14 protein-coding genes and 1 pseudogene are annotated in these 14,941 nt (G+C 41.9%); 1 reads left to right on the forward strand and 14 read right to left on the reverse strand.

The features are described 5' to 3' along the window. Positions 1 to 137: 137 nt before the first annotated feature. The 6 genes from J2736_RS18680 to J2736_RS18705 all read right to left on the reverse strand — a co-directional run bounded on the left by J2736_RS18680 (position 138) and on the right by J2736_RS18705 (position 6,043). Positions 138 to 386: a tautomerase family protein gene (locus J2736_RS18680; RefSeq protein ID WP_310500110.1), complete on the reverse strand. Its 249-nt coding sequence runs from the start codon at positions 384 to 386 to the stop codon at positions 138 to 140. 57 nt (positions 387 to 443) lie between these two features. Continuing rightward, entirely contained in the window at positions 444 to 1,181 is a 738-nt protein-coding gene (locus J2736_RS18685) for an SDR family NAD(P)-dependent oxidoreductase (RefSeq protein WP_310500111.1), read from the reverse strand. Between the two features lie 82 nt (positions 1,182 to 1,263). Continuing rightward, a complete protein-coding gene (locus tag J2736_RS18690; RefSeq protein WP_310500112.1) occupies positions 1,264 to 1,896 on the reverse strand; it encodes a DsbA family oxidoreductase in 633 nt (210 codons plus the stop codon). Beyond that, the gene (locus tag J2736_RS18695; RefSeq protein ID WP_310500113.1) at positions 1,897 to 2,436 is read right to left on the reverse strand and encodes an NAD(P)H-dependent oxidoreductase; all 540 of its coding nucleotides are present in this window, start codon (positions 2,434 to 2,436) and stop codon (positions 1,897 to 1,899) included. Between the two features lie 341 nt (positions 2,437 to 2,777). Next, a complete protein-coding gene (locus J2736_RS18700; RefSeq protein ID WP_310500114.1) occupies positions 2,778 to 4,709 on the reverse strand; it encodes a fructose-1,6-bisphosphatase in 1,932 nt (643 codons plus the stop codon). A gap of 344 nt (positions 4,710 to 5,053) precedes the next feature. After that, complete coding sequence (locus J2736_RS18705; protein WP_310500115.1) at positions 5,054 to 6,043, reverse strand: SDR family NAD(P)-dependent oxidoreductase; 990 nt, start codon at positions 6,041 to 6,043, stop codon at positions 5,054 to 5,056. A 103-nt stretch (positions 6,044 to 6,146) separates the two neighbouring features. Between J2736_RS18705 and J2736_RS18710 the strand changes: the two genes are divergently transcribed. Next, positions 6,147 to 6,707: a TetR/AcrR family transcriptional regulator gene (locus tag J2736_RS18710; RefSeq protein ID WP_310500116.1), complete on the forward strand. Its 561-nt coding sequence runs from the start codon at positions 6,147 to 6,149 to the stop codon at positions 6,705 to 6,707. 144 nt (positions 6,708 to 6,851) lie between these two features. Here the strand turns inward: J2736_RS18710 and J2736_RS18715 are convergent, their stop codons facing one another. The 8 genes and pseudogenes from J2736_RS18715 to J2736_RS18755 form a co-directional block, all read right to left on the reverse strand. After that, positions 6,852 to 7,070 (reverse strand): hypothetical protein, encoded by a 219-nt coding sequence (locus J2736_RS18715; RefSeq protein WP_310500117.1) that lies wholly within the window; start codon positions 7,068 to 7,070, stop codon positions 6,852 to 6,854. Positions 7,071 to 7,336: 266 nt separating this feature from the next. Then, positions 7,337 to 8,173: a DUF4362 domain-containing protein gene (locus J2736_RS18720; protein ID WP_310500118.1), complete on the reverse strand. Its 837-nt coding sequence runs from the start codon at positions 8,171 to 8,173 to the stop codon at positions 7,337 to 7,339. A 138-nt stretch (positions 8,174 to 8,311) separates the two neighbouring features. Further along, positions 8,312 to 8,782 (reverse strand): NUDIX domain-containing protein, encoded by a 471-nt coding sequence (locus J2736_RS18725; protein ID WP_310500119.1) that lies wholly within the window; start codon positions 8,780 to 8,782, stop codon positions 8,312 to 8,314. A 274-nt stretch (positions 8,783 to 9,056) separates the two neighbouring features. Further along, positions 9,057 to 9,791: an MBL fold metallo-hydrolase gene (locus J2736_RS18730; RefSeq protein WP_310500120.1), complete on the reverse strand. Its 735-nt coding sequence runs from the start codon at positions 9,789 to 9,791 to the stop codon at positions 9,057 to 9,059. 642 nt (positions 9,792 to 10,433) lie between these two features. Continuing rightward, positions 10,434 to 11,057: a dienelactone hydrolase family protein gene (locus tag J2736_RS18735; RefSeq protein WP_310500121.1), complete on the reverse strand. Its 624-nt coding sequence runs from the start codon at positions 11,055 to 11,057 to the stop codon at positions 10,434 to 10,436. A gap of 44 nt (positions 11,058 to 11,101) precedes the next feature. After that, the gene (locus J2736_RS18740) at positions 11,102 to 11,857 is read right to left on the reverse strand and encodes a Nif3-like dinuclear metal center hexameric protein (RefSeq protein ID WP_310500122.1); all 756 of its coding nucleotides are present in this window, start codon (positions 11,855 to 11,857) and stop codon (positions 11,102 to 11,104) included. 153 nt (positions 11,858 to 12,010) lie between these two features. Then, complete coding sequence (locus tag J2736_RS18745; protein ID WP_310500123.1) at positions 12,011 to 13,795, reverse strand: copper amine oxidase N-terminal domain-containing protein; 1,785 nt, start codon at positions 13,793 to 13,795, stop codon at positions 12,011 to 12,013. A gap of 435 nt (positions 13,796 to 14,230) precedes the next feature. Then, positions 14,231 to 14,833: pseudogene (locus J2736_RS18755) on the reverse strand (HAD family hydrolase); the annotation flags it as partial. Positions 14,834 to 14,941: the final 108 nt, after the last annotated feature.

Genomic DNA, 14,941 nt, shown 5'->3' on the forward strand with positions numbered 1-14,941 from the left:
ATGCGGCACCTTCTCCGGAATAATCGGATTAGGTGCCGCATTTTTATTTTCTCGCTTGAATTTACTCAAAAACCTTAAGTTTTTCAGTGGCCTCCACAAAAAGTGCGCTTCTTTTCTTATTTCAATTCCTTCTACAGTCATCCTTCCAAGGCTGCCTTCTGAGCAGCAACCTTCCGGCGATACTCCAAAGCCGGTAATCCGCCCCAACCCCAGTTGTCCGTGTCTACTTCCTCAATCACAACGAAAGTCGATTCCAACGGCTTATTCAGCACCTTAAGCAGCAATTCGCTTACGCCCTTGATGAGAGCTGCTTTTTCTTCGGCGGTCACTGAATCTCGGTCAGGCGTCGTGCCCTCCCGTGTCACTTGAATGTTTACGATCGGCATAAATCTTCTCCTCCATTCGTTTACTATCGTATTTTTGCTGCACTCCTTCAGCTAGAATTAGTGCCCAGCGCTTTGACCGCCATCAACGTGAAGAATTTCACCCGTTACGAACTTCGCTGAATCCAGATACAGCACCGCATCAACAATCTCTTGCTGCTCGCCCATGCGTCCCATCGGATGCAGCTTAGACAAAAATTCGAACGTTTCAGGAGCATGCATAGGCGTTTTGATTACGCCTGGTGAGATTGCGTTTACGCGAATGCCACGTTTCGCATATTCGATCGCCAAAGCTTTCGTCGTCGAGTTCACGCCGCCCTTCGTTAAGTTCGCAAGCGCGGAAGGCACTTGCTCTGAAGGAGAATCCGTCAGACTAGTCGTGATATTGATGACATGGCCTGCACCTTGTTTCAACATTTGCACAAGTGCACGCTGTGTCAGATGGAAAAATCCAACTACGTTCGTACCCATGTATCTCGTGAATTCTTCTTCGGTGTATTCCGTGAACGGCTTCGCGATGAAAATACCCGCATTATTGATTAGTGTGTCAATCCGGCCGAACTTAGCCAACGCTTCGTCGACTAGACGCTGCGCGACTTTGGACTCCATGACATCACCAGCAACAATATGCACTTGCTTCCCTGTTGGATCTATATCTTTCGCGGCATCGGCCAACGCTTGTTCACGTCGTCCGTTGATGACGACATTTGCTCCTCGCTTCACCAATTCGACTGCCATTGCTTTACCAAGTCCACTGCTGCCACCAGTAATCACATATACTTTATCTTGATTGCTCATTATTTTTTCCTCCCGGGTTCCTATTAGTATTGTTGCTCAAAACGTTTGGCTTGATGCTCAGCTGCCTGTATAAGACGGTTTCTTACTGCTGTTTGAAAGCATTGATCAGATCTGCAGGCGACTGAAGACCCGTTAATGCGTGATTATCGTTGATGATGTAATAAGGAACGCCTCTGATACCAAGCTTCTGCGCATCGCGCTGTCCTTCTTCCACATGATCAAGTCCTTCTCCGTTGAGAAGTCTTGCCTTAAGTGCCGCGGGGTCATTCGTGATCCCACTCGCTTGTGCGATTTCCACAAGACTGTCCACATCGCCAATATTAACGCCTTCCTCAAAATATGCTGTATACAATCGTTCAAGCAATTGCGACTGCAGATGCTCCGGCGTAATGGCAATCAGCTGATGTGACAACACTGAATTTGGCGTATATTTGACCAAATCCATATTATAATTCAGTCCAAAATGAGCGCCAGTTTGATTATATTGTTTCATTCTTGCTTCGAATTGGGCTTCTCCACCTAAGCGGCCGATCATCACTTTACGGTAATCCTCGCCTTCCTTGCGAATACCAGGATTCAGCTGAAACGCATGATAGCGAACTGTAGCGTTCATGCCTTCTGGCAGGTCTTTTAAAGCAGTTCTCAAACTAGCATCACCCATTCGGCACCATGGGCACACGGTATCCATATATACGTCGATTGTTACGTTTTTCATTTACGCCACCTCCACAGGTTTAACTGTCTTAATGTGCTCTATATATGCTTTGCTACTCTGTGCCAAACGCTCAGGCGTTACGTCGGAAGTGTCGTTAACTGAGAAGTGCGGCAAGTAAACGGCGCTGATGAAACGCGCGCTTGCTTGAATCGGAGCCAAAATTTGTTCCAATGTCAAACGGTTAGATCCAGTAGGCTGATACGATTCTGTTGTGCCATACGTCGAGATAGCTACGCCAATTTCTTTGCCAGTCGTTGCTGTTGCTTCCGGACCATACGCCCAGTTGTATTGCAGAACTGTATCGAACCATGTTTTGAGTAGCGGCGGCATGTTGTACCAGTAAAGCGGGTATTGGAAAATGATACGGTCATGCGTTTCGACCAGTTGCTGTTCGCGCTGAACGTCGATATTTGCGCTTGGATATTCCTTGTACAGCTCGTGGATCGTGATATCGCCATTCTTCTTTAGTTCGTCTACCCATGCTTTATTCCAATTGGATGATTCTAGATTAGGGTGTGCGACGATTACAAGTGTTCTCATCAGATTCGCTCCATTCAATTCTTAGATTTTATTTTTTTGGAAAATGTATTCAGATTTTGCCTACCTATTAAAAGGTAGAAGAAACTCAAAAACGATCCAGCTCATTCTCTGTATTCGCAAAATACGAATGAATACTCGACGTGATGCGTATGTCGACTTTCACAGCAGTATGCGAAAAACTGTGTTGTTGTTGTTCATGTATCGTATTCTACCTTTCAGTAGATAGAATGTCAATAGCCTTTTTCGGCCATACTAGTATTAAGGTAATCTTCAATCATAGGAATGGCCGAGAACCGCCCTTCTTGCAGGAAATTCCCGACCCATTATGACTTGATGAGTTTTCAATTCATATAGCGATATTGGAGCAATTTCTTCAAATTTGATATTTTCTGCAGCAGCCTCTCACCGACATTCGTTTCCCTTACCAGCTTCCGCTCCAGTTCTTTGTCTACCAGCCTTTTTAACGACAAGACATCCGTTCCATTGCATAACACATCTTCTTTTGAAATAAATTTCTGATGGGCAACGAGTTGCATGCCAAATGAATTATATAACAAGGTATATCCGGCGATGCCTGTTGTAGATTGATAGGCTTTGGAAAAACCGCCGTCAATAACAATCATTTTCCCGTTTGCTTTAACTGGGTTCTCTCCACGAATTTCTTTAACGGGTGTGTGGCCGTTTATGATATGTCCATGATCCGGATTCAAATCAAACTCCAGCAAGATATTCCGGCAGATCTCCTCATTTTCACGCAAATGGTAATACGGATTTTTTCTCTCCTTATACGTTTCTTTATTTTGGATAAAGTACCGTTCGAAAGTAGTCATTTCACACTTTCCAAATAGCGAGGAACATTCCCCTGTCCAGATGTACCAGACCATATCCGTAGCTAGATCATCTGTCTCTTCTGGATGCGTAAATGCGTAACGTATATAATATTCAAATACATCAAGCAGCTTACGGCCCGAATATGTCTTATCTTCAATCTGCATTTCTTTCATGTTTCCTTCTTCATCCAATGGAATACAGCCGTGATATAACAAATTTCCGTTGTATTTTAGATACATGCTGCCCTTTTTCATAAAAAAATTCATATGTCTCGCTAGCTTTTCGGAATGCTGAACAGAGAACAGCAGCTTTTCCATCACCTCTTGTTCTTCCTCCAGCAATTTTTCAGGCTGCAGTGGATTTACAGTTGCGAAGCAAGTGTTTTCCAGTGGGTACGTTTTACCGCCGATCTTGATTTCAGCTTTGTCATAATGGATATAATTAAGCAAAAGCCTTTCCGACATATTAAAGTAAGGGCGTCTCTTAATAATAGGCATTTCCAGTTTGAACTGAATCATGGCAATAGCTTGATGAATTTTGGTAATTTGCAGGATTTCCTGCTCCGAACCGTGACGCTCGCTCTGAAGCTTCGGCCGAAAAGCCGGATTATCCGTATAGTATTTCTCTGCCAAGTTCAGCAAGGGACGAAGATTGATGCCATATACGTCTTCGATGATGTTCAGATTGTCGTATCTGGCGCAGATTCGGATAATATTCGCAAGGCAAACTAGGGAACCCGCATAAGCGCCTATCCACAGGACATCATGGTTTCCCCACTGAATGTCTACAGAATGGTAGTTGATCAGCGTGTCCATAATTTTATCGGGATCTGGCCCGCGGTCATAAATATCCCCGACCACATGAAGATGGTCAACCACCAGGCGCTGGGTCGTATATGCAAGGCCGATAATGAGCTTATCCGATTGACCTAAAGAAATAATTTGCCGGTATATTTCCTCATAATAAGGGTCCTTATTATTGGTCGAATCCGTCTTGTATAGCAGTTCTTCTACAATATATACAAACTGATCCGGCAGAGCTATACGCAATTTCGAGCGCGTATATTTGGATGACGCAAAAGAAATGAGTTTAAGCATTTGTTCAATCGTTTGTCTATACCATCGGTTCAAGTCTTGTTTATTGCATAGATCTCCTTTAACCAGCTGTATTTTTTCTTCCGGATAATAGACTAACGCCGTAAAATCATTGACTTCATGATCCGTCCAAACATCTCGGAACAACGCCTTGATTTTCTCTTTTACGGTACCCGATCCATTTCTTAATACATGCTGAAAAGCCTGGAACTCCCCATGCAAATCACTGACAAAATGCTCAGTTCCCTTCGGAAGGTTGGAGATCGCTTCAAGATTGATGATTTCTGTTACAACTTTTTCTTCCGTATCATATTTCTGGGCCAATAAATCTAGAAATTGCTCATTCAAAAGAGAAGTCCCCCTTCTAGGAGATATGGTAATTCCGTGGTTCTCTTTGGTACTCTTAATATCAGCTAGTATAACTGAACCTTCACGAACTTAAACAAAAAGGAAGCAGCTGCCGTGCACGGCGATCTGCTCCTCCTGATTATTCAACTATTCTTCCTCCATTAGAGTTCAACAAACCGCACTTTGTTTCTAACTTTTGAGACAGAAATTCCTTATGTCCTTCAGAGAGCTTTGTGGAAAAGCCTGACCCAAGCCTTCTATACTCACTGTTAAACCCTGTGTTCCCAATTCAATTTGACTGTTTGGTCTCCCTCCACTTCACTACGTTAAAAATTTCACGAGTGTCAATTATGAACCCGGGGAATTGTTCCAACAGGAATGTGCAGAAGATCTTCACTGATCGTCCATAGCCTTTCTGCCGATGCCGAATCGATGGCCCACGAACGAACTCCGCGTTGCAGAGGACTGTCTGCCGATACAACCTCCGCGATATCGCCGTCTTCGCAATAGACACCACCTTTGCCTTTAAGTATCGGACTGACTGCACACCATACGGATGTCGCGGCGCCTTGCTCAGTTGATTTGAAACCTCCAGAAGACCTATAAGTGCCATCTTCGTTCCGTATTACCCCCCAACCCGCTAAATCTTCATTGCTCAAGTGTCGGGCCAAACCAGACAGGATGGCGCCAGGATGAACCGCAAAAGCGCGTACTCCGTACTCTCGTCCTCGTTTATCGAGCTCAATAGCAAATAATGAGCATGCAGTCTTCGATTCTCCATAAGAGACAACCTTGTCGTACGTTCTCATATTAAAATGCAGGTCGTCGAAATCGATAGGCCCTGCTATATGGCCGATCGACGAAAGAGCGACAACTCTAGCATTCCCTGCTCGTTTTAGTGGTTCCCATAACTTATTCGTTAGTTGAAAATGCCCTAAGTAATTCGTCGCAAAATGGGTATCGAATCCCCGCTCATCTTTAATCGTTGGAGGAAAACTAACGCCAGCATTTAAAATTAATAGATCGAGCGCACGATTGGAATTCTGAAAGACGCTGGAAAATTGATTGATAGATGATGGATCCGCCAGATCAAGACGAATCACCTCAACATTTTTTAGTTGTTTGAGTACTTCGTGAGCTTTTTTTGTATCACGGGCGCCGACAATGACAGTTGCACCGGCTTCAACAAGTGCTCTGGTTGTTTCGAGTCCGATTCCTCCATGTCCACCTGTAACGATAGCAAGTTTTCCAGTAAGATCTTGCCCAGCCACTACCTCTTGCGCGGTCGTTTCAGGTCCGAATCCCGACATTAACGGTTTTTGTTCAGTCTTCATGGTTGTTTGCTCCTCTATAATATAGTTAGACAAAAATCATTAAATGTCTATGTGTCTATACTATACAAGTGGACAAAGTTTGTAAAGTGTATAAAATGGATATATGGACAATACAAAAAAACTTGAAATTGTTGCGACGGCGTTAGAGGTATTCTTCAAGTATGGTTACAAACGGGTAGCGATGAACGAAATTGCAGAGGCCGCAGGCATTTCGCGCGCAGGTCTATATTTGTACTTTAAAAGTAAGGAGGAAATTTTTAACGCCACTATTGTTCACCACGGCGATAATCTCATAAGAGAGATTGAGAACGGTCTGTTGTCCCAAAATACAACGGAAGACAAAATTTTATTTGCCCTTGAAGTGTGGGCGATCCGTAATTTCGACGATTCGTTGCACTCTCCAGAACACAAAGAAATAACGGATAGCTCTTACCAATTTGCCCGCGAAGCGCTCAACACAAGCTACGGTAAATTGGAAGCCTTGCTGGCCGACTTGCTGGAAATGTATCCTACTGCCACAAGTGGTATTCCTCCAGCGAGATTGGCACATCTGCTAACCGGTGCGTTGCGCGGATTTAAAACTGTCGCCAATAGCTCCAACGAGCTTCGCCATTTAATTCAGGACTTGCTCCAAATCGTCCTTCCAGACATCAGGAAAACGTGATCATTTTAATGTTAGGCCATAATTCAAAAAAGGAGCTCGATATTGGGCAAAAAAAAGAAAGGAGTGCGTCTGCAGCTCCTTTCGAGATATTTAAGTAGTGATTCTATAGATGTCTTAACTTGTCCGGATTTGCGACAGTATAAATCACTTCGATCTTATGATCTCGATAAGCAAAAGAATAAACATATTGGATCCCTTCATCCAAAAAAAGTGGATTCGGGGGTGTTCATTCATCATGAGGAACGAGTACGTAAATTTACCCGCTTGCATGTTGATCACATTTTGATGAAGCTTCTGCACTTGCTCAATCCCGCCAATAGGCACTTGTGCCGCGCTTACTTTGCCTCCGCCGTCTCCATTCAAATTTTACCTGTATGACGGGCAATTGGCAATGGATGTGAAGTGTGACAGAAAAGTAAAAAAATTTATGGGAAATACGGTTAACCGAATTTTCCAATTAGTTCCCTATTTATGCTGATTTCAAATCTTCACTTTACCACTATTTATAATAGGGTTCACCGTACATGATCTTAAAAGCCACTCGTTTTCGCAGTGGCAGCCTCATTTTATAGTTATTGAGAAGTAACGTTTCTGCGTTAACGCAATTGATAATCTTTGTGACCTTTCGTTCACAAGTATTGCCCCTTAACTGCTGGTAGCTGCTTATATATGTCGTTAGCCTGCACAATTTCGATAATTGCATTTGCCAGTTTAGTCATCATTTTACCATCTTCGTTACTATCACATTCTGTCCAATGATAGTGGCGCTTTCCACTGTTGATATGAACCGTCAAATCATAACTTACATAAGGATTTCTATTGCATTTGTTAGATAATTCTTTATCACCTAAGTAATTTGCAAGAACCATCTCTTTATATATTTTTTGACGATCTTCTTTATTAAAATGAAAATCACTAACCTCGGTCACTTCCCCATTTTGAAGGTCTTTAACTATATTATTATTGATTGTATTTATTTCATTTTTTTGGTTCACCCCATATCTTAAATCAAATTCAAAAGTGTCTTGATTCTCCACATCAAATGGTATTTGGAGAACCTCAATTTCTTTCCTATCTCCATCACACCCCGATAGCGTATATTTCAGGAATTTATCAGTCTCGTTTCTTTCTAACTTTGCACAAGTGCATGTTTTAACAAGTGGCGAACCGAATTTGTCTTTTGTTGTATCATTTCTCATTTCATACTTATTATCCTTATATGTTAAATCGTTGAAGATTGGATCTCCCTCAATGGTGTAATGAACCACTCGTTGGGTACTATTTGTTTTATTAATAAAAGCATCCAACTTTTCGCGATTTTTCACGATGATTCCGTGGCTATTTATAACATCTTCCTTCTCATTAATTTTGTAGCTGATTTGCATGTCTCCATTTTTTTGTTGTTTAGCACAACCTACTAACATCGAGAGAGCCACTAGAACAATCATATAATTGATTAGTTTCATTTTTCAGGAAACCTCCTTATCTTCTAGCCTAGTTGCAGACAACTCCTATCTGGTACTCGTCTTCGTAAATAAGAATACCAGGTAGATCTTTTGAAATGGATTTAATTATCTCGATGTTATTCATAAGATAATGATAATTTAGGTGAACTCAATTAATTTCTTATCTATCTCTCCAATTTGTCCAATATGCGATGAACCGTCCCACAGAATAATTGCCCTAGCTTCTTCATTTTCAATAAAATCATCAAGTTGGCATAGTTGACCTGAAAACAAAGCACCAAACTCAGTCCTTTCTGGACCATGAAAACTTGGTTTGAGTCTAAATTTCATTAACCCTTTGAAGTCAACTTCTTCTAACTTTTGATTGGTCTCCTCAAATAATTCCCTAATTACACATTGCTTTGCAGATTCTCCTTCTTCGATAATACCTCCGGGCAATTCCCAAATGTTCCTCCATTTATTATGCATGAAGAGGTACTTCCCCTGGTATTTTACAACAATTAACGCATGTGTTAGTGGTGCATCGAGTTGGATAACATCTAGTTGACTCTCTGCAATTTCTAAGAATTCTAAGAAAATATTACCTTTCGCATCTGTCATGATTACCATTTCTTAACCCCTCCATTTACATATGTGTTAAAACAAAAAACGCGCAGGACCCATTGGGCCTGCGCGTTGTATATCGCAGGATGGGAAGCGCGAAGAGCGTTAACCCATCCCAAATCTTTAGGAATGTGCTAACGCCTATCATGATGAGGTTGTTTAAAAATCAAATTATACATGTAATTACCCCATTTCCACTAATATTATGGTAATAATAACCATTAAGTAGTCATGCGTCAAGACTTAATTTATTCAGCCAACTGACAACTGCAACCGACCGTTATATTACGACTTGCATACCGAAATTTGCTAACAGTATCTCACCATTAAACATAACAGCAGCCTCTTCCTTCAATAACAGCGTATCACCAAAATGAGGCAAATGTGATAAAAGTAACTTCTTTGCAGCTGCCACCGAAGCTAGCTTCCCTGCTTCATGTGAATTCATATGACCATATTGAGATGCATTGAACCCTGCATAAAAAGAAGATTCAGTAATAAGTAGATCCGCATCTTTAAGGAAAGGTACAAGTTGTTCATCGTATCGAGTATCAGCGGTATATACCAATACTTTCCCTTCAAATTCAACCCTCACTCCTAAGCAATATCCATCATGATTGGTACGGAAGAAGGTTAACTTTAAGCCATCCTCAAATGTTACAGCAGCACTTTCGTTAACTCCTGTTTCATGAGTGCCTTTCATAACAGGAATTGACCATTCTTCTTCAATTTCCTCCGCTGTTAGGAGCCTCAGCGGCGTGTCTCTACGTTGTAGATCCATATCAATTAAACATGCATACTGGAGGCAACCTAAGTCTGCCATATGATCATAATGTCGGTGTGATAGAAATACAGATGTTAATTCTTTTAATTCAATAAATTTTTGTAAAGCTGACAATACACCACTTCCACAATCGAGTAAAATTTTGTGATTACCGACTTCTAATAGATAGCCTGAAGTTGCTTCACCAGCTTTTGGAAATGCGCCCCATCTCCCAATGACCCTTATTTTCATTTGAATGCTTCCTCTCATTTTCGTTCTCTTATTATTACTTACCATATTGTAGAATTATAAGAACGATTTCGGTATCACAGTGGATTTATGAGCTATAAACCAAACTAAAGAAACCCAGAATATGAAAAAGCATAACGGGATAAAAAAACTTTTGAATACGGATCTCCAGTTATAAACTTGTCGCCTATAAGAAAGCCATTGATCTACTAGAAAAAATAATATTGCTGCAAGAAGACTGATATAAAGGAGAACCATGCCAAATGCAAGATGTAATAGGCCCATTAGAATAAATTTATTCAAATTAGATTTTCGTAGTGGTGTATATTCAAAAATGTTATAGACTATAAATTCACAGATTAATGATGTTAATGTTCCATAGATTAATATTACTGGGAGTGCATAAGTAAAATATATGGGGATCGAGGAAATACTATCTTTTATATACCCTTTAAATGAATTGTATTCAAGGATAGGAATATCGCTCCAAACACTTGGCTCAAACCAAGCGAAAATAATTACAAAAATACAAGAAGAGACTGATGCACTGATTAACTTTCGTGAGATTAAACTACTAATAAACAACGCAATCCCCTTCTTTCCGATAAATTTTAAGCTTGTAAAAAATCGTGCATTCGATGGCATTTACTTTGGTGAATTCTTCTGGTTTGTGGCAGCAACCTCATCAACGTCATCAGAATTGCTCAGGAATTTGAGCACACGTTGTAAAAGCAAAGCAGTCGCATCAGCATCGTATGACGACAAACTGCTATCAGCGAAGTAGTGTTGGTTGCCTGGGTACACATACAAATCGGCATGATTCGCAGAGGAAACGAGCTCTTGAGCTGCCTCTAAGTCACCTTCCTCAACAAAATAGGGATCGGCGTCCATCCCGTGAATCTGCACCGGCAGCTCCGCTGGCCAAGGTGAGCCGAACATTGAGGTCGGCACACACGAGTAAAATAATAGCGCGCCACGGGCACCTTCTCGGGTCTGGGCAAGCTTCTGTGCCGATAAAACACCGAGTGAAAACCCAGCATAGATCATATCACACGGCAACTCACTTGCCACGCGTGCACCGCGCGCTATCATCTCTTCGAATCCAAGCTCATTCACGTAGGCCATACCGTCATCGATTGAGGCAAACACACGACCTTCAAAAAGGTCATGCACATGCACAGTGTGTCCCCTCGCTCTGAGCTCGTCGGCAAACGTAAGAATACCCTTGGTCAGCCCCAGCGCGTGGTGAAATAAAAGAACCTCAGCCATCTATTTTATCCTCCTGTTTGGAACAATTATTGTAAGTTATCCATCTATTCCACATGATCTTCTACCAATTCAATAATATCTAAAGAATCATAGTTCGCTTTCATTTTCTCAACTAATGATCTCACTCCAAAAATCTCTGTGAACGTGTGACTTCCCACGATCAGGTTCATTTTAATAAACTTTGCATACTGGATTGTGTACAAGACTTTCTCTCCAGTGATATAAACATCGCATTCGGAATAATGGGCATCGCGAAGGCATTTTGTAGAGTTTCCGGCTCCTGTAATCATTCCCACTCTTTTTATTAGCTTTTCGGAGTTTTTCCACGATTTTATGGTTTCACCTAGGACCGTGCTAACCCGTTCACTTAATTCTTGAAAGCTAATCGGATACTCGAACTCTCCTATACCAGGCAGACTCCGACCATCGCTCTCAATGGATTTTTGAATAACATGATCTATGCCAATTGCCTTAAATAATGAAGTACACGTGCCAAATTCAACATAATCCAGTGGCAAATGCACAAAAAAATGACTGATTCCATGGGATGCCAGGAGTCTATGACATTCTTCTTTCATTCCAAAAACAAAATCCCATGCATCATGGTGGGTCACGATAAGATCAACTTTCTTTTTTGCGGCTTGTTCAATTATTTCAGGAGTCATATTTGTTGCATACCCAATTCGATGAATGCATTCAGGACCATAGGTATAAAATGCAAATTCCTCTCCATATTCAGATTGGTTTAGGAGACCAACAAATAAGGTTTCGATTAATTCATGAAATTGTTCTGTATTCACGCATATCCCCCCAGTTATTAACATTTCATATGGATACTTGTATTCGGCGAAATACACAACAAACCTGCGCGTTGAAACTAATATCTGTGTAAACAGCCAAAAAGGAACCATCAGACTGCGCGGCAGTTAACGATCCCTATTAGACTATCTACTTTATTGCGTTAGCACGAGCTCCCCATAATCCACTACTAGCCAGAAATTTCCGCCGTAATCCTTACGATTAACCATATGAATCTTGTAGACGAAGCCGTCCTTTGTAATAACCCCAATCCATTGCTGACCGTCTTGATCACTTAATGGCAATAGGGTCTCTACTTCTTTCTGCAGAGTCGTCTTGACGAAAGATTGTAAAACTTCTCTGCGATCCTCTTGCGTTTTTTTGGACCAAATCTCCTTTATCTGAGGCTGTGTGTACGATATAGTGACTAGATCATCCACGTTCTGGAGCACTTCCCGAAGTGCATCCCCATCCTCCAAGAGTTTCGCAGGGACTTTCGGACGTAATATTTCTCCTTTGGTAACGAAGACCGTATAGCTTTCCTGCTCCCACTCTACAGGCTTTCCAAGCAACTCGGATAGCTGACGAATGCTGACATAGGTACGCCCATATTCCTGAATCGTCCTCATTTCAATCTGAGGATTGTCTTGATTAATTGTGAGCATCCGATCCGGCAGTTCGAGCGTGATCTGCCTCTTGTCCTCGATATATCCAACCTTATATCCCATCGCTTCAGTCATTGCACGCAGCGGCACCCAAACACGCCCCTCTTTGCCGTCTAGATACGCAGGAACATCAGTCAGCAGTTGTTCTCCAAAAAAGTTAATTCTTACGGCATCGTATTGCTTTATTTTGATACCGGACTGATCCTTCACATAGAGGTACTGTGTTGCATTTACAGGCAACCATCTATCAAAATAAGGGCAATTAGGACACTCAATTGGAAAATCACCTTGGCGTGGACTTTGTGACAGCACCTTAGAGAAGCTTGCGTTCAAAGTGAACCAACGGTCGCCTTGTTCCAAAACATATCCATCACCACCACTCGTTGGTGTAAATGTGACGTAATTCATTCCGGTCAGAAGTGGTGACAACTCGGATAGTCGAATGCTTTTTTCTTCCTTCCCTTCTGCAGAATATACGGTAATCGTCCCCAGCTCTTGTAAGGCTAACTTTCCATCCTTCATTGGAATGACGTTAACATTACTTTTTACCGGCAGTGTGTATAGAATCTTATTAGAATCAGGGTTAACCGCAGCCACTTGAACCTGCCCACCTGAAAGCGAGTTTAACGTCACGTACAAGACTCCACCGCCAAACTGAACGTCGAACACATACTGATTCGGATTTTCTTCCTGGCCGAGAGCCTCCGCCAAATCGATCGTCAACGGACCGTTCGCCTCATGCCAACCAAAGCGAAGAAGTTGGAGAGAACGATCCCTCTTAATTTTATCACCGCGTGGTGTGGCGATCGAGTCGTCGATTACTCCTTTTTTTATCGTCCAAAATCGTTCCTTCTCATCCATGGTTACCGCGGACAGTCCTCTTCCTCGACGCTCTGTTTCGGCCGGAACCGGTATATTCGATGAACCACTCGAACTGTTTTGCAGTACCATAATCAGAAATTCGACCAACTCCCCATTGGCATTATTGGAAAGTACCGACGTTGTTGGGTTTTGATTATTTACGAATATCGCTTTACTACCATCCCAGAATGAGTGTATGGATCTCATATAAAATCCATCCTGATAGCCTATCTCCTTCACCGTCTTCGTTTTGCCAAATAAGAAACGATCTCCTTGTTCCTTTACCGATAATATAGCAGAGTCTGATTGGGCATTTTGTGCTGCTTGCTCCGCATGGATACTGGAAAGCGGCATTGCAGTATGTATGCCTGTGATTGCTATTAAAACTACGATGAATTTCTTAAGTCGTTTCATTGTTCACCTCAATTTCCTTTTTTTGTATGCTTAACCATTAGACATTTCTTTCAGCTAAAAGTTGCGATTCACGCTCTCGCTGGAAAAAGACGTGTAACCCAAAACACTACATTCCCATTAAAATAAAAAAACACTTGATCTTAAGATCAAGTGCACTTGTCTAGGCTTGAAAAAGCACAAGCTTTGTGCTCAAGCAAGCAACTGCCAGCTGCGACGACGTCCTTGCGCACAATTTATTTTTGTGCAGACCTTTGTAATATAAAGGCAACTACCTCTACAATCAACCATTTACAATAATCGACAGTCTCTATTAGGAAGTTAGTAACTTAACTCATAATAAAGCCGCTACTTAATTCATTTATCATTATTACTGACTCTTATTCGATGTTAAACTCTCTCAAATTACATTCAGAATAATATCTTTTAGTTCCATCAAAGTCTTGATTCGATAGGTAGCTTGTGAGAAGTCATGTGTTTTTGTGAAGTCGTTATGCACAATAGCACAGTCGATACCAGCCGCCACGGCTGAATTCAAGCCTCTGTTTGAATCCTCTACAACCAAGGTCTTTTCTTTGGTAGCTCCGAAGCGTTTTAGGCCGGTCAAGTATGGTTCTGGGTGCGGCTTGGTGCGCTCGTAGTCTTCACGAACCAGTACGAAGTCCATGAATTGTCTAATCTGACGTTTTCATGAATAAGTTGAAAATCCGCACGTTTTGCAGTCGTCACGATGGCCATTCGGACGTACTTGGATAGTTCGGCAAGAGTTTCAACTACGCCTTCTATCTCTATAGCTTCAGTTCTTAGATATTCCTGATAATAGGCATTGCGGACCTCGCGCTGTTTGCTGATGGTCTGTTCATCTATACCAGCGGCCATAGCTTGGGACCAAGTGCCCAATGGCTGGGTCATGTCGCGAAGGTACTGATCTTTATCCAAGGTAAATCCAATGTCAGCCAGTGCGCGTTCTCCCGCCTTGTAATACCAGAATTCAGTATCAACAAGAACACCATCATGATCGAAGAGTATGTACTTTTTCATTGTTTCGTTCTCCTTTGTAAGCTGTGGAGTCAATGAGTGCCATCACGCGACCGCTCACGATTAGTATACCACTATGGATTTCAGCAAAAACTGTACATTGTACCAAGC

The sequence above is a fragment of the Paenibacillus qinlingensis genome, assembly GCF_031455095.1.
Classification (GTDB): domain Bacteria; phylum Bacillota; class Bacilli; order Paenibacillales; family NBRC-103111; genus Paenibacillus_E; species Paenibacillus_E qinlingensis_A.